A 21642-nucleotide genomic window follows, 5' to 3' on the forward strand; every position below is an offset into this window, starting at 1 on the left:
GCTTTTAAATAACTGCTTGTTTCAGAATCGGAATAAATATATTCTACTTTTGTTTGTCCGCCAATTCGATTAGAATATTGAGTTTTTCTATCTAAAACTTTTGGTTGAATAACAAATTCTAATTTTATGTTTCCTAAAGGACTTTTAAATTCAATGATTTCTTTTTTCCCTTTATTTTCTAAATTTTCTTCGCTTTTTGCGACAATATCAAACTTATTTTCTATTTTTTCTTTTGTTTCTTCCCATCTTTCTAAATTCATAAAATAGCTTCTTAGGCTCTAGCTTTCTAAACGCTAGTTTCCTAATAATTAAAATGTAACAATAAAATAGGCAAAATTTATAAAACAAATTTCACAAATTTTCAATTTTAGTATTTAGTTTTTACTCTTTGTCTTTGGTTTTATTATATGCTTTTATTAAATTTTTGCAAGAATTAAATTTGCAAAAAAGCTAAGTTATATGATAAAATAGCAATAAGTAATTTATAACTATTTTAGTTAGGGGGACGTAGTTCAGCTGGTAGAACATTTCGTTCGCAACGAAGAGGTCGGCGGTTCGACTCCGCCCGTCTCCATTTAATTAGGTTTTAAATTTTTAGCTTCTTAGCTTTTTAAGAAATTTCTAGAAAGCTAAAAACTAATTTCCTAAAAAGCTATTTATGGGCCATTAGCTCAGTTGGCTAGAGCGTTTCCATGGCATGGAAGAGGTCAAGGGTTCAAGTCCCTTATGGTCCACCAATCGCAACTTTCGCCGTTTTGGGGAAGGATTGCCTCGCGGCTTCGTCGCTCGGTATTCGGGCTTTGCGCAAGGCGCAAAGCCATAAAATTTTGTTTGACCTTTTATTAAAAATTTCATATACTAATGATAGCAAGTGGAAATGGTATCTGTAAAGTCATCATACTAAAACTATACTATAATGTCAAAAGAAATTTCAATCATCGCAAAAAACATAAAGAAACACCGAGCAAAATTAGGTATATCTCAAGACAAGTTGTCAAAACTTGCCAGCATTACTTTGCATACAATTACTAAAATTGAATCCGGCGCAACGCCCAACCCGACTATTAAAACTATGGCCAAAATCGCCAAAGGGTTAGGCGTTTCAATTGATGATTTAATGAAATAAAAATTATGTTGGAATTTATACTTTTAATTGTAGGAGTTTTTATAGGTATTTGGTGGTATAGCGTTATTATACTTCCGCTTTTTTATGGAATTCCAAAAGCAACTTATTGTATTTCTAAGGGATTACTCAAAAAATCTGCCGCCACTTTTTATTTGAAAAGTTTCATTTTATGGACTATCATATTTTTTGCCGTTGCTTTAATTCTGACAAGATTGCTCCCAAGCGTAAGCGGTAAACTCCTTGAAAGTGGCGAGTTCGCAATAGGTCAATTGATAGGTATCGGCTTAATGATGTGGCGAGTTTTTACAAAAGAAGGCCGTAAAGATTTGAATATTGATTTTTGGGATATAATGTTTAACAGCCGTTATTTTAATTTCAAGAGTCCTAAATTTTGGGATACATTTTCTTCTACGCTAACAAAAGTATTTGTTTTGAAATTCGGTGATAAGGCAGAGGAGAAGCTAAATGAATTTCATAAAGTTTTTCTTAATGAGGTAGATAAAAAAATAATATGAAAAAAATTACTTATGCAAGTGGGCAATACTCCCAGATAAAACTTGATGATAGTTCAAGGGTTTTCGTGGAGATATTACCAGAAATGGTGCGAGCAAAGAAAATGATTTTGGGTATTATCCCCACAAAAACAATTTGGGAGTTCGTTTTTCCTTTTTATATCAGAACGGCAGTTGAAGCGTGGGAAAGTTCCAAGATAATTTTAAATATTATTTTAGAAACAATTGAAAATGTTAGAGGTTTAGAGGAATTAAAAAATGTTTTGGAAAATGAAACAAGTAAAGCATTACGAGAATATATCAAAGAACACGACGAGGAAGCTCGTGATATTTCAGTTGATAAGGTCGGTATGCCCGCGATAAAACAGATATTAAATCCAAAATCATTACAGAAGACAGAAACTATTATCCACGAATATGGCAAGATTATAGAAAGGGTAGGATTGGAAACAATGCAAAAATATCCGGCAGTTGTTTACCCACAATCATTATTACCATACCCAAAGGAAGTGATAAAAAAAGCTCTTGAAGATGGTCTATGGCACATAGAAGACGAAAAAATGAGAGAAAGTATTAAATTTTGTCTGGGCAGTTTAGTCGCTTTTATTGATGACGACGAAGCAAATAAAAGAAATTCTGAAATGTTGAAAATTTTAGCTGAAAGGAATAAGAATAAATAGACGACGCACCGGCTTTGCTGATGCAAAATATTTAAAAATATGAATCAGTTAAAATTTGAAAAAACAATTTCAGAATTTCAGAAAATAGAAGACGCACGCGATCAATTGTGGGACAGGGCAAAAGTTTTGATAGAAAAGGGATTTGAGATTGAAGCGTATATTTTGATTTTGGCTACTTGGAATTTTGCACGCTTCAGATACTTTATGAAAAATTTTGATCTGCGTGAATTTGACGAAGTTATAAAACGGGTTAATCCGATTTTCAAAAAGATAGAAAACACACAATTTGAAAATACTGATTTAACCAATAACATAGTGGCAACAGACATTAAATATATCTATGACCAATTGAAGAAAATTGCGGAACAAACAGGGGCGTCAAAAATAATGGCGTTGAAGAACTCGAAACTATTTGTAATGTGGGATACGGAAATAAGGAAAATATATAAAATTGATAATAAGGGCGATGCCGATGACTATATTCAATTTTTAATCAAAATGCAGGAATATTTTAAAGATATAAGGTGGGTTGGCAAAACACCACCATTGGCCAAGGCGATTGATGAGTATAATTATGTGATCGCTGACCGAAACAGAGGAGTAAGGAAAATTAAATCAAGACAAAGGCTATCGGCACGCCAATGAAATTGGCATGAAATTCGGCGGTGGCGAAAGCGAGGGCGGGGCGGGAATTCATTTTCCCCACACCCCTTTTTCTTTCCGCCCCGCCCGAGCGTCAAGAATTCTTTTCAAAGAAATTTCGCGCAAAGTTTAAGATTTCCCACCAAAATTAAAGTTTAAGTGTTGAATAAATAATTTATGCATTCAAATGAAATAAGAAAAAAATATATAGAATTTTTTAAAAAAAAAGGACATAAAATTATTCCTTCAGCTTCTTTGATTCCTGAAAATGATTCGTCGTCGCTTTTTATAACTGCGGGAATGCAACCGCTTGTTCCTTTTTTGTTGGGAGCAAAACATCAAGCTGGAAACAGAATTATTAGTATTCAAAAATGTGTTCGGACTGGAGATATTGATGAAATTGGAGATAGTCGTCATTTAACTTTTTTTGAAATGATGGGAAATTGGTCGCTTGGAGATTATTTTAAAAAAGAATCAATTGAATGGAGTTTGGAATTTCTTACAAATAAAAAAGAGGGTTTAGGTTTGGATCCAAAAAGACTTTTTGTAACAATTTTTAGAGGCGATGAAAATATTCCACAAGATGATGAGTCAATAAAATTTTGGAAAGAAAATTTTTTAAAGCATAATATTATCGCAGAAGTTTCAGAAAAAGATGAAAATATAAAAAATAATATAAAAATTATTCCTCTTAAAGATGATAATTTTTGGATTGCAGGAGGAACAGGTCCTTGTGGAGGAGATACAGAAATTTTTTATGATGTCTTTGGCAAAGAAAAAATTGAAGGAAATTTTCAAGAACTTGTAAAGTCTGGAAAAATTATTGAGATTTGGAATAATGTTTTTATGGAGTTTAATAAAACTTCTGATGGAATATATAAAAAATTTTCAAGACCAAATGTTGATACAGGAATGGGGCTTGAGCGAACAGCTGTTGTGATGCAAGGAAAAAATAATGTTTTTGAAACTGATATTTTTGAACCTTTAATTTTAGAAATTAGAAAACTTTCAAATAAAAAAGATGGAAGAACTGAAAGAATTATTGCTGATCATATTCGCTCTGCTGTTTTTATTATTTCTGATGGAGTGATTCCTTCAAATACAGAAGCAGGTTATGTTTTAAGAAGAATTTTAAGAAGGATGATAAGATTTATAGATAAATTAGAACTTCCAAAAAATTCAATTTTTGATTTAGCTAAAATTGTTATAAATAATTTTTCTGATTATTATCCGAATTTAAAAATAAAGGAAAATGAAATTTTGGAAATTATTAAAAATGAAAATAAAAAATTTAGACAAACTCTTGAAAAAGGTTTGAAAGAATTTGAAAAGGGAATTGATGCATTTGATTTATTTCAGTCTTACGGTTTTCCAATTGAAATGACAATTGAACTTGCAAAAGAAAAAGGAATAAAAATTGATGAAAAAGATTTTAATGAAAAAATGAGAAAACATCAAGAAATTTCAAAAGCAGGTTCAGAACAAAAATTCAAAGGAGGACTTGCGGGGACGAGTGAGATGGAAATTAAATATCACACTGCTACACATTTATTATTAGCGTCATTAAGAAAAATTCTTGGTAAAGAAATTTTTCAAAAAGGAAGTAATATTACAACTGAAAGAATTCGTTTTGATTTTAATTGGCCAGAAAAACTTTCAGTAGAAAAATTACAAGAAGTAGAAAATTTAGTTAATCAAAAAATTGCTGAAAAAATTCCAGTTGAAATATTAGAACTTCCAAAAGAAGAAGCAAAAAAAATTGTCACAACCATTTCATTTGATTTATCAAAATACGGAGACATTGTAAAAGTTTATAAAATAGGAAATTTTAGTACAGAATTTTGTGGAGGTCCGCATATAAAAAATACAAAAGAACTTGGACAATTTAAAATTATTAAAGAAGAAAGCTCTAGCGCGGGAATAAGAAGAATAAAAGCAATATTAATTTAAACAAAAAAATAATCTAACTTTGAAAATATTTAAAATATTTTATATAGACTTTTTTTAAAAAAAGAATATAATGATCAGATTATAAGTTGATTTTAACTTTTCTATTTCAACTTTCAACTTTCAACTTAATTATGTCTACTATTAAAAAAACCATTCTTATTATTTTGTTTATTTTAATTATAACTCTTTTGGGTTTCTTGTTGTATTTTTTCTTTTTTAAACAAGCACCTTTAACAACCGCTCCTATAACAACAGAAACTAATATTTTTAAAACAGGATTACCTGAAACAAGAGAAGGAGCTCCAAAAGAAATAGTTGAAATTGACACAAAAACTGGTTTGCCTATTACACAAAAAATAGAAGAAATAACGCCCGTGAATCCTGAAATTCCAATTACTTATAAAGTTTCTCCTATTGCCACAGGAGGGGAAACTCAGATCACTTCTTTGCCAATAGAAAATGTTCAAGAATTAACCTTAGATTCTAATGGTTCTAATTTATTATATTATCAAAAAGATTCTGGGGAATTTTATAGACTTTCTCCTGATGGTGAAATTAAAACTTTATTAACAAAAGATACTTACCCTAATGTAGAAAAAATTTACTGGTCGCCTAAAAAAGATAAGGCTATTTTAAATTTTCCTGATAACGCAAAAATAGTTTACGATTTTAATCAAAAAAAACAATATGCCTTGCCTAAAAATTGGAATGATTTTTCTTTTGCCCCGCAAGGAGATAGTATTGCTTTTAAAACAACAAGTAGCAATCCAGACAAAAGATGGCTTTCAATCGCTAATTCAGATGGAACAGAATATAAAGCAATAGAGCCAATGGGTGAAAACAACAATAAAGTGGAAGTTAACTGGTCTCCAAACCAACAAGTAATTGCTTTATATTCTGAATCAATTGGAATAGATCAACAAGAGGTTTATTTTGTTGGACAAAATAAAGAAAATTTTTTATCAATGATTGTAGAAGGACAAGATTTTAGAAGTAAATGGAGCCCCAAAGGCGATAAACTTTTATACAGTATTTATAATGCCGTAACAAATAATAATCCAACTTTATGGATCGCTGATGCCGAGGGAGAAAATATAGGGAAAAATAGAATTTCGATTGGTTTGCAAACATGGGCTGATAAATGTATTTTTTCTTCGGATAACGAAACGGTTTATTGTGCTGTGCCGAGAAATTTACCAGAAGGAAGTGGATTTTATCCAGAATTAGCCAATGAAAGTCCAAGTGATTTTTATAAAATTGACACTCGAACAGGACAAAATTATTTATTAGCCTCTCCTGCAAATACTGACTATATAATTGATCAAATTATACTTTCTGGCGATGAAAAATATTTATATTTTACAGACAAAGAAAAAGGATTGCGCAAGATACAGTTAAAATAAATTTTTATGCAAAAACAATCTGTTTTTTTATTTATATTTATTGCGTTAGGATTAATAATTATCAGCGCTTTTGCTATTTCAACAATTAAAGAAAAACCCATTAAAACTTTAGATGAAAAAAATATTATAACAAAACCCATTGTTTATTTAGATGACCCTGTTTTAGGAAATCCAGAAGCAAAAATCAGTGTTATCGAATTTGGAGACTTTAAATGTAGCGCTTGCGAAAAAGTAAATCCCGTTTTAAAAAAAATTTTAAAAACATATCCCAATCAAGTAAAATTAATTTGGAAAGGAATCTCTGGACATGATGGGTCAGAAAATGCTTTAATAACAAGTTATTGCGCTCAAGAACAAGGACAATTTGATAAATATCATAATTTATTATTTTCAAATCAAGATCAATTAGATCAACAAAATATTTATCTAGATTTAGCTCAGAAAATAAATTTGGATTTAAAAAAATTTAATGATTGTTTGATAAATAATCGTTATTCTGATTTAATTCAAAAAAATATAATCCAAGCTCAAGAATTAAGAGTAGATGCTACACCTTATTTTTTTATTGGACAAAAAAAATTCAAAGGCGCAATTTCTTTTGAGCAATTTCAAATGATTATTAATGAAGAAATTAGAAATATTATCTTTTATGCAAAATTTCCAAATTAAAAAATACACAATTTTATTTTTTGCTGTTTTTTTATTATTTACTTTTTCTTTTATTGCGATTATAAAGGCACAAAATAACCCTTATGAATTTACTCCCAGTGTAACAATTCCTGGCTCTATTTTTGAAAAAGGAAAAGGAATTGGTATTGACGGAACATTAATTGGAAAATATATTAACGCGATTTTTGAATTTTTTGTTATTATCTCAGCCGTTTTAGCTGTTTTTATGATTATGATCGCTGGGGTAATTTGGATATTGGCCGCTGGCAGTTCAGAAAAAGTAGGGCAAGCAAAAAAAATGATTGGCAATGCAGTTATTGGTTTAATATTAGCCTTAGGCGCTTACACAATTTTAAGCCTTATAAATCCTCAATTAGTTATTTTAAAAAATATAAACGTAACGCCAATTAAAAGAACAGAATTGACAAAAGAAACAAGCTTTACTGCAAAAAGATCTGGGTTAGATATTTGTAAAACTTACCCAGATAACTATGCAGGAATTAAATTAAGTATAATCAAAAACAACTCAAACTTGCCTCTTCTTAAAGAGAACATTAATAATATTGCAGATGTAGCTCAGGCAAAAATTGCCTGTGAAGATTATTGTAGAAACAGTAAAGATCTTTGCTTTTTACCAGAGCCATCTTCTTGTATAAAAGGTTTTTCTTTATCACATGATCGCTCTTTTGTATGCTGTTCATGTGATAATGAAATAAAAATAAATAGAATATCAGTAATGGGTGAATTAATTAGAACTCAATATACCTTTGATAAAGGTATACAAAGACAACTTCCTGATGCTTCAGATGATCTTTTAAATTTACTAAATTGTATATATATACATACACCTAAAGAAATAAAATTAAATATATCATCAATTAGTGATTCAAATTGCATTGGCAATTTAAGTATATGTAAAAATTATACAAACACTTGTGACGCAAAAAAAGGAATAACTACAAACTGCCATTGGCACAATAAAAACTCTTGTCATTATGGAGGCAACTCAAATCAATCATATGCTGTTGATATAAATAACAAAGATTCTTCTACTAAAGAAATAATTACAAAAGTGGCAAATGTCTGCAATGCAAAATTCGTCAATCCAGAAGATACACACATACATATAAGTGTATCTCCATGTAAAGATAATTAATTTCTGGATTTAATTTAAAATTCAAACTTTAGAATTTAAAATTATTTTAAAATTTTTTATGTCCAAAAAAATTGAAACAATTTATGTTTGCTCAAAATGCGAGGCGCAATTTTCAAAATGGGTTGGTAGATGCAATGAATGTGGGACTTGGGGGAGCGTAGAAGTTCAAAATTCAAAGTTAAAAATTAAAAGTTTAAATTCGGAAATGCCAATTGGGAAGGTGGTAGATTTTGAAAAGATTGAAAAAAAAGAAATGATCAGAATAAAAACAGGCATTGAGGAATTTGACCGCGTTCTTGGCGGAGGAATTGTGCCTGGCAGTTTAATTTTACTGGGCGGTGAACCCGGAATTGGCAAATCAACATTGGTCCTCCAGCTTGTTGATAAAATTGGAAATCAAAAATTAAAAACTTGCAATGAGTTTGTCGAATCTATTGAAAATCAGAAATTGAAAATTGAAAATTGCATTCTTTATGTTTCAGGAGAAGAATCTGCTGAGCAAATTAAATTAAGAATGGATCGTTTAGACATTCAATCAAAAGCATTACAATTTTTAGGAGAAACCGATATTGAAATTATTTGCGCCACAATTGAAAAACACAAGCCACAAATAGTAATCATTGATTCCATTCAAACAATGTCTTTTTCAGAATTGCCGTCTGAGGCAGGGAGCATTAATCAAGTGCGTGTTTGCACAGTAAAATTATTAGAAGTCGCTAAAAAAAATAATATTTCAATTTTCATTGTTGGTCATGTGACCAAAGAGGGAGTGGTTGCTGGACCAAAAACATTGGAGCATTTGGTAGACACTGTTTTATATTTAGAAGGAGATCAATTTCATTTGTTTCGCCTTTTACGAACAGCAAAAAATCGTTTTGGTTCAACAAATGAAGTAGGAGTTTTTGAAATGAAAGAAAAGGGATTAATTGAAGTACAAAATCCTTCAAAAGAATTTTTATCCCAAAGAACAAAAGCAGAAACTGGCTCCATTGTTACTTCAACAATGGAGGGCTCAAGGGCTTTTTTAATTGAAGTTCAAGCATTGGTTTCTAAAACAGTTTTTGGTTATCCCCAAAGAAGAGCATCTGGTTTTGATTTAAATCGTTTGCAATTATTAGCAACAGTTTTAACTCGTCGTTGCAAATGTAATTTAGGCAATCAAGATGTTTATCTTAATATCGCCGGAGGAATTAAGATTGAAGAACCAGCTATTGATTTAGCTGTTTGTTTGGCTATTGTTTCAGCTTTTAAAAATAAACCAATAGATTCAAATTTAGTTGCATTTGGCGAGGTTGGTTTGGGTGGCGAAATTCGAAATGTTGGTCAAATAGACAAAAGAATAATTGAAGCGAAAAAATTAGGATTTAAAAAAATTATTATTCCTCAAACTAATACTAAATTTTCAGATCAAGATATTCAAATTATTTCAGTAAAAAATTTAAATGAAGCAATAGAAGCAAATTTTAAATATGACAAAGTTGATTTCCAACGATAACCCAAAGATAATTTTTTTTGCAATAAAAATCGTTATCTAACATTTAATCAATTAAAACTTCAACATTTGATCCAGCTTTCCAATCAATTTCATTATAATTATGAAGTAAATTATTAATATATTTTTTTAATTTATCATATTTTTCTTGAATTTTTGCTTCAAATTTAACAGTTAAATAAGGTCCATTTTGAGAATAACGAATAACAAACATTGTATCACCAGTATCAAAATATATTCCATCGCCAGCTCTTTCATCATCTATTATTTCAGCTTTTTGAAATTCTTGTTTTAATCTTTTTGCAATTCTATTTATTAAATCAACTTTTAAATTATCAGGGCATCCTACTTTAACTTCAGGACTAGAAATAAATTTTGGCAAAACAGTAATTGCATCTGAAAGTGTTTGATTTGTCTTTGATAAATAAGACAATAAACGCAAAGTAGAATATAATCCATCATCATGGTTATAAAAATCAGCTGAGAAAAAAAAGTGACCTGATAATTCTCCTACGAATGGAGCTTTAATTTCTTGATTTTTTTTCTTTAAAAAAGAATGACCTGTGCGCCACATAAATGGAATACCATTTCGCTGTAAAATTGTTTCTTTAACAACCTTTGAACAAAGCGTATTATACATAATTTTAGCCCCAGGATAATAACTAAGTATATCAGTAGCAAATAAAGCAATTAAAACATCATTCCAAATAATATTGCCTTTATTATCAACAATCCCTATGCGATCTCCGTCAGCATCATAAGAAAAACCAATATCAGCATTTACTTCAATTACTTTTTCTCTTAATCGTTCAGCAACTTTAAGTTCTGTAGGATCTGGAACTCCTAATGGAAACGATGAATCAATTTTACAATTATTTTCAATTACTTCGCATCCAACTCTTCTTAATAAATCTGGCGCAATTACTCCGGCAGTAGAACAACTAGGATCAATAACAACTTTAAATTTTTTTGTTATTGGCAACCGTTTTATTAAATCATTAAAATAAGGTTCTTGAATATTTTGTTTTTCAATTTTTCCTAAAATTTCTGCTTTTTTACAATCTTCTTTTTCAACTTTTTCTCTTAACTCTTGAATTCCATCCCCAACAAGGGTTTCTGAAAAATCAATAGCAAATTTAAAGCCATTATATTCAGCTGAATTATGTGAAGCAGTTACAAAAGCCCCTCCTTTACAATTTAAATAAAATTGTCCCCAATAAAATATTCCAACAAGAGTCATTCCTATATCTATCACATCAAGCCCCGCCCAACAAAAACCTTTTATTAATGCTTCACTATATTCAAAACTTGTTGCTCTGCAATCTCGTCCAACAATCGCCTTATTTATACCTCGCTGTTTCATCAATGTTCCATATACTCTTCCTATTAATTCAACAATTTCTGGATTTAAATCCTTATTAACAATTCCTCGAAGATCATATCCTCTAAAAATATTTGGATTAATTTTCATAAAAAATATAATTATTAAAAGGGCGCATGCCTTTTTGTTTTAGGTGAATACCATTCGCCTACAAATTTTAACTTTTCTTATATCCTGTTCCAGCAGGGATCAAATGACCAATAATAATATTTTCTTTTAATCCTGTTAATTCATCAACACGTCCAGAAACAGCGGCATCAATTAAAACACGGGCTGTTTCTTGAAAAGAGGCCGCAGACAACCAACTCTCTGTCAATAAAGAAACTTTTGTGATTCCCAAAAATAATTCTTTCCCTTTAATAATATTTTTTTTCTCTTTAATAAGTTTTTCATTAATCTTTTTTAAAAACGTTTGGGAAATAATTTCTCCTTTTAAGAAATCACTTTCTCCTGGATCTTGAACTAATACCTTTGAAAACATTTGACGAATAATAATTTCCATATGTTTGTCGCTTACTTTTTGTCCTTGAGAAGAATAAATGTATTGAATTTCTTCTAAAATATATCTTTGCGCAACTCGTTTTCCTTTAAAACGGAATAGCTCTTCTAAGTCTAAATTTCCTTCGGTTAAAGCATCACCTTTTGTTATTAATTCCCCTTCATGAACCTTTAAAATATATCCTATTGGGATTAAATATTCTTTTATTTTTTCCTCAGAAAAAATAACCTTAATTTTGCCTTTTAATATTTTAACTTTCCCATTTTTTAAAACAACAACTTCTTTTTCTTTTTTGCCCTGTTTAAACAACACATCTCCCTTTTTTATTTCTTGTCCATTTTTTACTAATATTTTTTCATCTTTAATTTTATAAGTATCCTCGGTTAATCCTTCATGTTTAATTAAAACTTTTTTTTCTTTCCCTTCTTCTATAATTTTAATAATTTTCCCGTCTACCTCGCTAATAAAAGCTTTTCTTTTGGTTAAACGTGCTTCAAAAACTTCTCCTACTCTAGGCAATCCTTGTGTAATATCTTGCCCTGCTACTCCCCCTGTATGAAAAGTTCTCATTGTAAGCTGGGTTCCTGGTTCTCCAATACTCTCCGCAGCAATAACTCCTACAGCAGTACCCATTGTCGCCAATCTATTATATCCCAAATCCCAACCATAACACTTTTGACAAATTCCAGACAAAGATCTACAGCCAATAACTGAACGTATTTTTATTTGTTTTAAATCTAATTCTTCTAAAATTTTTACTTCTTTAAAAGAAATTAATGTGCCTTTTTTAATAAGAATTTTCTTTGTTTTAGGATCAATAATATTTTCAAGTATTACTCTTCCTAATACTCTTTTTGCTAATGTTTCTCCTATTTTTTCACTTGCTTCTTTCATTAAAACAATTCCTTCTTCGTCGCCACAATCTTCTTCTGTAATAATTACCCCCTGAGCCACATCAACTAATCTTCGAGTTAAATAACCAGCGCTAGCTGTACGAAGAGCAGTATCAGAAAGCCCTTTTCTAGCGCCATGAGAAGAAATAAAATATTCCAATGTGTCAAATCCTTCTTTAAAACTACTTTTAATCGGCAATTCAATAATATCTCCTTTTGGATTAACAACCAACCCTTTCATTCCCATCATCTGTGTAGTTTGAGTTATGCTTCCTCTGGCTCCTGATTCAATCATATAATAAGCGGAACTTTTTTCGTCCAAAATATTTTTACACATTTGAATAATTTCGTCTTTGGTTTCTGTCCAAATTTCAATAATTTTATTATATCTTTCTTCCTCTGTTAATAACGCTTCATTAAATTGATTTTGAATTTCACTTATTTTATTTTCCGCCAACTTAATAATTTTATGTTTTTCTGGCAAATCAGGCAATTCATCTATTCCCCAAGAAAAACCAGCTTGAGTTAAATGTTTTAAAGTAATTTCTTTTATTTTATCTAATAAAATTGCTGTTTTTTCTTCTTTAAAAAGAAAAAGGCTTTTTTTAACCAACTGAACCACTGCTTTTTTGTCAAAAAAGGTATTATAATCTTTTAATTCAACAGGAAGCACTGAATTAAAAATAATTTTTCCAGGAGTCATTTCTATTATTCCTTGCTCTGTCCTTACCTTAATCACTTCTTGAATAGAAATTTTCTTTAAATCATAAGCCAACAAAGCCTCGTTCTTAGAAGAAAAAACTTTAATTTTTCTTGACGATGTGTCACGATCTAATTTTTTAATATAAGTAAGATAAAAAGATCCAACAATCATATCTTGAGTAGGAACAGCAATTGGATCTCCTGTAGATGGTTTAAGTAAATTTTTACTAGACAACATCAATTCTTTTGCTTCATTTTTAGCTTCAACTGTTAAAGGCACATGAACGGCCATTTGATCTCCGTCAAAATCAGCATTAAAAGCAGCACAAACCATTGGATGAATTTGGATTGCTTTTCCCTCAATTAATATAGGCTTAAATGCTTGAATTCCTAATCGATGTAAGGTGGGAGCACGATTAAGTAAAACATATGATTCATTGGTAATTCCTTCTAAAATATCCCATACCTCTTTTTTTCCTTCTTCAATTAAATATCCAGCGCTTCGAACATTGTGCGCATATTCTTGTTTAATTAATTTAGAAATAACAAAGGGTTTAAATAATTCCAAAGCCATAGTTTTAGGAATCCCACATTGATGAAGTTTAAGATTAGGGCCAACAACAATAACTGAACGACCAGAATAATCTACTCTTTTTCCTAAAAGATTTTGTCTAAAACGACCCTGCTTTCCTTTTAACATATCAGCGATTGACTTTAAATTTCTTTTTTGTCCAGTAGAAGCAATGACTGTTTTCCCGTGCCTCACGCTATTGTCAATTAAACTATCTACCGCTTCTTGTAGCATTCTTTTTTCATTACGACAAATAACCTCAGGAGCATTCAATTCTATTAATCTCTTGAGACGATTATTACGATTTATTATTCTTCTATACAAATCATTCAAGTCACTAGAAGCAAATCTTCCACCATCTAATTGAACCATTGGTCTTAAATCAGGTGGAAGCACTGGAACAACAGTTAATATCATCCATTCTGGTTTAATTTTATTTATAATTAAATTTTTAATTAATTTTAAACGACAAATTATTTTTTCTTTTTTAGTAGAATCACTTTCTAAAAGTTCTTTTTCTAAAATTATAATTAATTTTTCTAAATCAAGACCAGAAAGTAATTTATGAATAGCTTCAGCTCCAATTCCTACTTCAAAAATATTCCCATATTTTGAAGATAAATTTTGATATTCATTTTTAGAAAGAACTTTTGCCAATCTAATATTTGCAACTTCTTCTTTAGTTGTTTTTAAAGCCTCTTTTACTTTTTTAAATTTTTCTGCGAAAGTTTGTTGAGAAAATTTAATTTCTTTAACAAGTTCTTTTTTAATTTCAGTTTTTTCTTTCTTTTCTTGATTTAATTTTTGAGTAATATCCTTTTTAATTTCATCTACTTGTTTATCAAATTCAAGTTTTAAATCAGAAGAAATTATTTTAAATTCATCTTCCACTTGTTTTAAAATGTCATTTTTAAGTTCTTCTTTAACTTCTGTAACAATAAAACCAGCAAAATAAACAATTTTTTCTAAATTTTGAACGGACATATCTAAAAGCAAACCTATTTTTGAAGGTACCCCTCTTAAAAACCAAATATGACTTACTGGCGCAACTAATTTAATATGACCCATTCTTTCTCTTCTAATAACATTTTTTGCCACTTCCACTCCACATTTATCACAAATTATTCCTTTATAACGAATGCGTCTATATTTCCCGCAAGCGCATTCCCAGTCTTTTACTGGACCAAAAATTTTTTCACAAAACAAACCATCTCTTTCTGGTTTTTGCGTCCGATAATTAATCGTTTCTGGTTTAGTTACTTCTCCAAACGACCAATTTAAAATATCTTCGGGAGAAGCTACTTTTAATTTAATGGCATTGAAATCAAAAAAGTTGATGGACATAAATTAAAAAATTAAAATTAAAAAAAATTAAAAGATAAACCCCCTTAATCCCCCTTGTCAGGGGGACAAGAAAAGAAATAAACCCCTTCAAAGCCCCCTTGATAAAGGGGGTTGGGGGATTTTAAAAATTAAAAAAGATAAAAGATAAATTTAATTTGGGGAAGGCCGACCTTAAGAAATTATAAATTTTGAATTATAAATTTTGGAAGATTGTTTAAATGTGGAGATCGGACTTTAGGAAAATACACCGCAACAATTAGACTTCGGAAAATTTATAATTCATTTTATCCGTTACTGATTACTTGTTATTTTTTTATTTTTTCTTAAACAATTCCACATCCAAACAAAGTCCTTTTAATTCTCGAACAAGAACGTTAAATGATTCTGGCAAATTTACTTTTTCAATTACTCCATCTTTAATTATTGTCTCATAAGCTTTTGAACGACCTAAAACATCATCAGACTTAATAGTTAAAATTTCTTGAAGAGTATGCGCGGCTCCATAAGCTTCTAATGCCCATACTTCCATTTCTCCAAATCTCTGTCCTCCAAATTGAGCCTTTCCTCCAAGAGGTTGCTGAGTAATTAAAGAATAAGGACCGATGGAACGTTGATGAATTTTATCTTCAACTAAGTGATTTAATTTCATAAAATATGGATAACCTATTGTTATAGGATGAACAAAATTCTCACCTGATTTTCCATTACACAAAACAACTTTCCCTTCTTTAGAAAATCCTGCTTTTTCTAATTCTTCTTTTATTTTTTCCTCTGTTACTCCATCTAAAGATGGGGATGCAACTTTATAATTTAAAGTTTTAGCAGCTAATCCAAGAGTAATTTCTAAAATTTGTCCCAAATTCATTCTAGAAACAACGCCTAAAGGATTTAAAATCATATCAATTGGGGTGCCATCTTTTAAATAAGGCATATCTTCTATTGCAACAACGCGAGAAATAACACCTTTATTCCCATGTCGTCCAGCTAATTTATCACCTACTTGAATTCTTCGTAAATTAGCTATTGAAATTTGAATTGTTTTTATTACTCCTGCTGAAAGTTTATCTCCTTGCTCTCTAGAAAAAATCTTTACATTTATTACTTTTCCATGTTCCCCATGTTTTAAATAAAGAGAACTATCGCGAACATCTTTCGCTTTCTCGCCAAAAATAGCCTTTAATAATTTTTCTTCTGCGGAAAGCTCTGTTTCTCCTTTTGGGGTAATTTTTCCCACTAAAATATCTCCAGAAAAAACCTCAGCTCCGATTCTAATAATTCCCTCGTTATCTAAATTTTTTAATTTTTCTTCACTAATATTAGGAATATCATTAGTAATAACTTCTGGACCTAATTTGGTATCTCTCACATCAATTTTATAATCTTCAATATGAATTGAAGTATAACGATCTTCTTGAACTAATTTTTCAGAAATTAAAATAGCATCTTCAAAATTTCCTCCTTCAAAAGAAATAAAAGCAACTAAAATATTTTGACCTAAAGCTATTTCCCCATTTTGCGTGTCTGTTCCATCAGCTAAAATATCTCCTTTTTTAACTTCCTGTCCCTTTTCAATTAATACTTTTTGATTTAAACAAGTAGAAGCGTTTGAACGAAGAAATTTTTGTAAAGGATAAACAACCGATTTATTATTTTTTTCTAAAATAGTAATTTTTGATGCTTCTACTTCCTCTATTATTCCATCATTTTCTGCTATGGTTAAATATCCAGAATCCAAAGCAACTTTTGCTTCCATTCCGGTTCCAACAATTGGAGATTCTGCTTTAATACAAGCCACCGCTTGCCGTTGCATATTGCTACCCATTAAAGCTCGAGCAGCATCATTATGCTCAAGAAAAGGAATTAACGCAGCAGAAACACTAATAATTTGTTTTGGAGAAATATCTTGAAGATCAATTTCTTCTAAAGAAACAATCCCTGCTTGCCCTTTAATTCTTGCTTCCACTTTTTCTTCTAAAGATTTATTTTCTAAAATAATACCAGCTGAAGTGGTAACATATTTTTCCTCTTCTGTTGCATCTAAATAAACCGCTTCTTCGCTTTTAAATGGTTTGCATAAAATTTCTTTAATATCAATTTTTTCTAATTTTTTGGCTATTTCTAATGTTATTGTTTCTCCTTTTTTAATAAAAGTTTTTTTTGTTATTGGGTCTAAAATATCTTCTCTAATAACTTTGCCTTGAGTTATTTCTGCTTTATTTTTTATTTTATTAATTATTTTAACAAAAGGAGCCTTAAGAAAACCATAATCATCTATTTCAGCATAACACGCCAAATGACTAATTAATCCGATATTAGTTCCTTCGGGAGTAGTAACCGGACAAATTCGACCATAATGAGTATAATGAACATCTCTAACTTCAAATCCAGCTCGTTCTCTTGAAAGCCCACCTGGTCCCATGGCTGAAAGTCGTCGCTTATGTTCCAATTCTGCCAAAAGATTTACTTGGTCCATAAATTGAGATAATTGGAAAGACATAAAAAATTCTCTAACAATATTGGACACCAAATGCACATTTACTAAAGAATTTGGAATAATTGTCTCAATTTCATAGGTACTCATTCGATCCTTAACAATTCTTTCCATTCTTGTTAACCCTATTCTTAGTTTATTTTGAAGTAATTCTCCTATGGCTCTTACTCGACGATTATTTAAATGATCAATATCATCAGCCTTTTCTTGACTAACGTTTAAAGATATAATTCTTTTAATAATATTAATTAAATCTTCTTTTTTTAAAATTCTATTCTCTTTTGTAATTGGAGTATCTAATTTAAAAGTTTGATTAATTTTATATCGGCCCACTCCACCCAAATCATATCTACTAAAATTAAAAAACATAGCATAAATTAAACTTTTGGCATTATCAGGAGTGGCCATATCTCCCGGTCTAATATGTTTATAAACCTCTATTAATCCATCTTCCATGTTTTCTGTAGAATCTTTTAAAAGAGTATTTTTAATATAATTAATTTCTTCTTTGTTTTTAAATTCTTTAAATAAATCTAAAATTTCCTCATCATTCCCATACCCAAAAGCTTTTAAAAGCGCTGTTATTGCTATTTTTCTTTTACGATCAATTCTTACCCATAATATTCCGTTTCCATCTGTTTCTATTTCTATCCATGCCCCTCTATTAGGAATAATTTTTGCTCCGTAAAAAAATTTTCCCTTACTATTTTCACAACTAAAAAAAACTCCTGCTGATCTAACAAGTTGAGAAACAACAACTCTTTCAATTCCATTAATAATAAAAGTGCCTCTTTTTGTCATTAAAGGAAAATCACCAAAAAAAATTTCCTGAATTTTATTTTTATTTGTTTTTTTATTAACTAATTCTACCTTTACTCTTAAGGGAGCTTCATAAGTAATGTTTCGTTCTTTAGCAGTAGTCTCATCAAATTTGGGATCATCAAAATAATAATCTTTAAAATATAATTCTAAATCTCGGCCAATATAATCTTTAATAGGAGAAATTTCTTCAAATAATTCCTTAAGTCCATCTTTAAGAAACCATTCATATGATTTTTTTTGAATTTTAATTAAATTAGGAAGAGGAACAATTTCTTTTGAAGAATTAAAAAAAACTCTTTTAGAAAAGGTTTTTGGAAAAGTTTTAGAAAGCATAAAAAAAATTACTCCCCTTAAAAAGGAGTTTAAATTTTATTAAATTAAAAAAAATTTTAACATTATTTTAATAATACACAAAAATATAAACTAGTCAAATTTTTAATCATTGATGCATTAAAAGAATTTTTGAAATATTATTTAAAAGCATATCCTTTTTTCATATTTTTTTAATTCTATTTTTATAGAAATTTAACATTGCATTAATGTAAATATTTAAAATAAAAAAGCGCTTTTATTTAAAAGTCAATTAAAATTTTGTTATTATTTTCCCAAATTATCCGCAATTTATCTAATATATTTCAAAGGATTTATTTTTTGTCCATTAATTTTAATTTCAAAATGAAGATGCGGACCAGTTGAACGACCAGTAGAACCTAATAATCCAATCACTTGTCCCTTTTCTACTCTTTCCCCACGTTTTACATAAAATTCACTCATATGCCCATAAAGTGTTGTAGTATTATTTCCATTATTAATAATAATATGTCGACCATATCCGCGATTTGAATAAATCGCGCTAGCTACCACTCCATCAGCACTGGCATAAATCGGAGAAGAATGATTTTTTCCGCCTATGTCTATGCCTGGATGCCCCCAATGATAATATTGCGTTATTCTATAACTAGAAGTAGGCCAAATAAATCCTGCTTTAATTTTACTTGAAATAAATTTTCCCAATACAGGAGGAACCCATTTTTTATTTATTGCTACTTTTTTAGCAAAAATTAAAGGAAAATGTTTTTCTCCCCCAGGAATAATTATTTTTTGATTTATTTTAAGACTATCATTGGTTAATTCGTTAATCGCTAAAATTTCTGTTTCATTAATATTATATTTTTTTGCAATTTTCCCTAGGTTTTCTCCTTTTCCTACTGTATGAACAACGCCTGTTACTGGCAAAATTACCAGCTCATCACCAGGTTTAATTAAACTCCGTTCGCTTAAATTATTCTCCCATAAAATTGTATTTGTGCTAATATTAAATTTTTTCGCAATCCCAGATATCACATCACCCGCCTTAACAATATATTTTATTGATTTTGTCCTAATTTGAGGCGTCTCAACAGTAACACTAATATTAGGCTTAACTAAAATAGTTCCGCCTTGTGTTATAATTTTTTGTTCCTGTTCCTCTATAAATGGCTGGATATTAGATTTTAAAAATTGATCAGAAGAATTAAATGTTGTTGGTATGCCTATTTCTTCAATAAATTCTTCTTGATTTTCATTTAAAAAATGATAAAAAATAGATTCTTGGCCAATCATGCTTACATTTATCTCTTTTGCTTTTAAATTATCAAAAACAACCAAAACAAAGATAATAATAAAAGTAACAAAAAAAATTGAATAACGAGATAATAAAATAAGGGCTGGTTTCAAACCCACCCCTACTAAAATTTTTTGAATTTGTTTTTTTAAAAATAAATAACTTTTATAACTATATAAAGATAAAATCTTTATAAGATTATGAATATTTAAAAAAACAAAAACAATTATTTTTTTAAATTGCTTTATTAAAAAAACCACTATTTTTTTAAATAAACGAGAAAAAAAAAATAATTTAAGAATAAATAAAAGAAAAAATTTTTTTCTTTTATTTATATTCTCCTCCTTTTTAGGATTAGGAGGCTTTCCTTCTTCATTTGTATTTTGAGACTGATTTATTAGCATAACATAAATTATGTTAATACCAATTTTGAAAATGTCAAGGGAAAAATGAAAAAATATTCAACTTATTGGTTTTTATCAGCTAATATTGCACAAACTATAAATTGAATGGCTTTATACAAAAATTTGACAAAATTTGTCAAAAAGATAAAATTAAAACACAAAATACTTATTTTACAAACTACAAACTAATTTCTATTTTTATGCATATTTCCTTATCTCCAGAAACAATTTTTTTTGTTGGAAAATTTCCAGTAACTAATACTCTTCTTACTTGCTGGATTGCGATGATTATTCTAATAATTATTGCTTTTTTAATTTCAAAAAAAATACAACTTTTACCCAAAAGATTTCAAAATGTAATTGAAATACTCATTGAAAGTCTTTTAAAATTAGTTCAGGATATTACAAACAATAAAAAACAAACAGAAAAATTTTTCCCCTTAGTGGCAACAATTTTCATTTTTGTTTTATTTTCAAATTGGCTGGGAATATTCCCAGGAGTCGGCACTATTGGATTTAAAGAAAATGGGGTTTTTGTTCCTTTTTTTCGCTCTGTTTATTCAGACCTTAATATGACCATAGCCTTAGCCTTAATTTCTGTATTCGCTTGTCAATTTTTTGGAATTATTGCTTGTGGCTTTTTAAAATATGCTGGAAAATTTATAAATTTCAAAAGTCCAATAACATTTTTTGTTGGCATTTTAGAATTAATTTCTGAAATAGCAAAATTAATTTCTTTTTCTTTCCGATTATTTGGAAACATTTTTGCCGGAGAGGTTTTACTTGTCGTTATCGCTTTTTTAGTCCCATTTATTATTCCTTTGCCATTTATGGCCTTGGAATTATTTGTTGGCTTTATTCAAGCTTTAGTTTTCGCTATGCTTACTCTTGTGTTTTTAAAAATGGCAACAATTATTCACGATGAACATTAAAAAATGCACAGATTAAACCCCACGGTTGGGATGTTCTAAAATAGAGATAGCATAAATTTTACATTATTTGTACAATTTTCAATTGTTTCTTGTATTTTGTTTAAATTATTTTTACGAAAAATATTAATTACCAAATTTCTGATTAAAGAATAATTTGCAGGAGCATTTCTTTACGGTTAGGGAAATTAATTAAGCCCCCTTGATAAAGGGGGTTGGGGGATTTCAGAAATTAAGAAACCTTTCCGTTTTTAAGCCCCCTTGATAAAGGGGGTTGGGGGATTTCAGAAATTAAGAAACCCTCTAAATCTCCCTTATCAGGGAGACTTTATAAAAGAAGGATTTTCAAAATTATTTTTATTTTTTGTAGAAC

At 29.4% G+C, this 21642-nt stretch carries 15 protein-coding genes and 2 tRNA genes; 12 read left to right on the forward strand and 5 right to left on the reverse strand.

What is annotated here, in order from left to right; all coding sequences use genetic code 11:
• Positions 1 to 260: hypothetical protein (locus tag CVV26_01995; GenBank protein PKL72315.1), on the reverse strand; the 260-nt coding region annotated here is incomplete at its 3' end.
• A 241-nt stretch (positions 261 to 501) separates the two neighbouring features.
• Here CVV26_01995 and CVV26_02000 point away from each other — a divergent pair.
• The 11 genes from CVV26_02000 (at position 502) to CVV26_02050 (ending at position 9633) form a co-directional block, all read left to right on the forward strand.
• Positions 502 to 574: transfer RNA gene (locus CVV26_02000), tRNA-Ala, on the forward strand.
• 86 nt (positions 575 to 660) lie between these two features.
• Positions 661 to 737: transfer RNA gene (locus CVV26_02005), tRNA-Ala, on the forward strand.
• Between the two features lie 179 nt (positions 738 to 916).
• Positions 917 to 1126, forward strand: a complete 210-nt coding sequence (locus CVV26_02010) for a hypothetical protein (GenBank protein PKL72316.1) — start codon at positions 917 to 919, stop codon at positions 1124 to 1126.
• Positions 1127 to 1131: 5 nt separating this feature from the next.
• A complete protein-coding gene (locus CVV26_02015) occupies positions 1132 to 1641 on the forward strand; it encodes a hypothetical protein (GenBank protein ID PKL72317.1) in 510 nt (169 codons plus the stop codon).
• Positions 1638 to 2318: a hypothetical protein gene (locus CVV26_02020; GenBank protein ID PKL72318.1), complete on the forward strand. Its 681-nt coding sequence runs from the start codon at positions 1638 to 1640 to the stop codon at positions 2316 to 2318. Before CVV26_02015 ends, CVV26_02020 begins: the two co-directional genes overlap by 4 nt.
• A gap of 39 nt (positions 2319 to 2357) precedes the next feature.
• Positions 2358 to 2963 (forward strand): hypothetical protein, encoded by a 606-nt coding sequence (locus CVV26_02025; GenBank protein PKL72319.1) that lies wholly within the window; start codon positions 2358 to 2360, stop codon positions 2961 to 2963.
• A 174-nt stretch (positions 2964 to 3137) separates the two neighbouring features.
• Positions 3138 to 4910 carry an alanine--tRNA ligase gene (locus CVV26_02030; GenBank protein PKL72320.1) on the forward strand — a complete coding sequence of 591 codons (1773 nt, stop codon included), beginning with the start codon at positions 3138 to 3140 and terminating at the stop codon, positions 4908 to 4910.
• 131 nt (positions 4911 to 5041) lie between these two features.
• Positions 5042 to 6313 carry a hypothetical protein gene (locus CVV26_02035; GenBank protein ID PKL72321.1) on the forward strand — a complete coding sequence of 424 codons (1272 nt, stop codon included), beginning with the start codon at positions 5042 to 5044 and terminating at the stop codon, positions 6311 to 6313.
• Between the two features lie 6 nt (positions 6314 to 6319).
• Positions 6320 to 6982 carry a hypothetical protein gene (locus CVV26_02040; GenBank protein PKL72322.1) on the forward strand — a complete coding sequence of 221 codons (663 nt, stop codon included), beginning with the start codon at positions 6320 to 6322 and terminating at the stop codon, positions 6980 to 6982.
• Complete coding sequence (locus CVV26_02045; GenBank protein PKL72323.1) at positions 6936 to 8138, forward strand: hypothetical protein; 1203 nt, start codon at positions 6936 to 6938, stop codon at positions 8136 to 8138. Before CVV26_02040 ends, CVV26_02045 begins: the two co-directional genes overlap by 47 nt.
• 58 nt (positions 8139 to 8196) lie before the next feature.
• A complete protein-coding gene (locus CVV26_02050; GenBank protein PKL72324.1) occupies positions 8197 to 9633 on the forward strand; it encodes a DNA repair protein RadA in 1437 nt (478 codons plus the stop codon).
• 43 nt (positions 9634 to 9676) lie between these two features.
• Here the strand turns inward: CVV26_02050 and CVV26_02055 are convergent, their stop codons facing one another.
• The 4 genes from CVV26_02055 to CVV26_02070 form a co-directional block, all read right to left on the reverse strand.
• Positions 9677 to 11101: a hypothetical protein gene (locus CVV26_02055; GenBank protein ID PKL72325.1), complete on the reverse strand. Its 1425-nt coding sequence runs from the start codon at positions 11099 to 11101 to the stop codon at positions 9677 to 9679.
• A gap of 67 nt (positions 11102 to 11168) precedes the next feature.
• Positions 11169 to 15020 (reverse strand): DNA-directed RNA polymerase subunit beta', encoded by a 3852-nt coding sequence (gene rpoC, locus CVV26_02060; GenBank protein PKL72326.1) that lies wholly within the window; start codon positions 15018 to 15020, stop codon positions 11169 to 11171.
• A 313-nt stretch (positions 15021 to 15333) separates the two neighbouring features.
• Positions 15334 to 18666, reverse strand: a complete 3333-nt coding sequence (locus CVV26_02065) for a DNA-directed RNA polymerase subunit beta (GenBank protein ID PKL72327.1) — start codon at positions 18664 to 18666, stop codon at positions 15334 to 15336.
• Positions 18667 to 18954: 288 nt separating this feature from the next.
• Positions 18955 to 20340, reverse strand: a complete 1386-nt coding sequence (locus tag CVV26_02070; protein ID PKL72328.1) for a hypothetical protein — start codon at positions 20338 to 20340, stop codon at positions 18955 to 18957.
• A gap of 101 nt (positions 20341 to 20441) precedes the next feature.
• Here CVV26_02070 and atpB point away from each other — a divergent pair, with 101 nt between their 5' ends.
• Entirely contained in the window at positions 20442 to 21272 is an 831-nt protein-coding gene (gene atpB, locus CVV26_02075; GenBank protein ID PKL72329.1) for an ATP synthase F0 subunit A, read from the forward strand.
• Positions 21273 to 21642: the final 370 nt, after the last annotated feature.

The organism is Candidatus Kuenenbacteria bacterium HGW-Kuenenbacteria-1 (genome assembly GCA_002839745.1).
In the GTDB taxonomy this organism is placed as follows: domain Bacteria; phylum Patescibacteriota; class Patescibacteriia; order UBA2591; family PGYQ01; genus PGYQ01.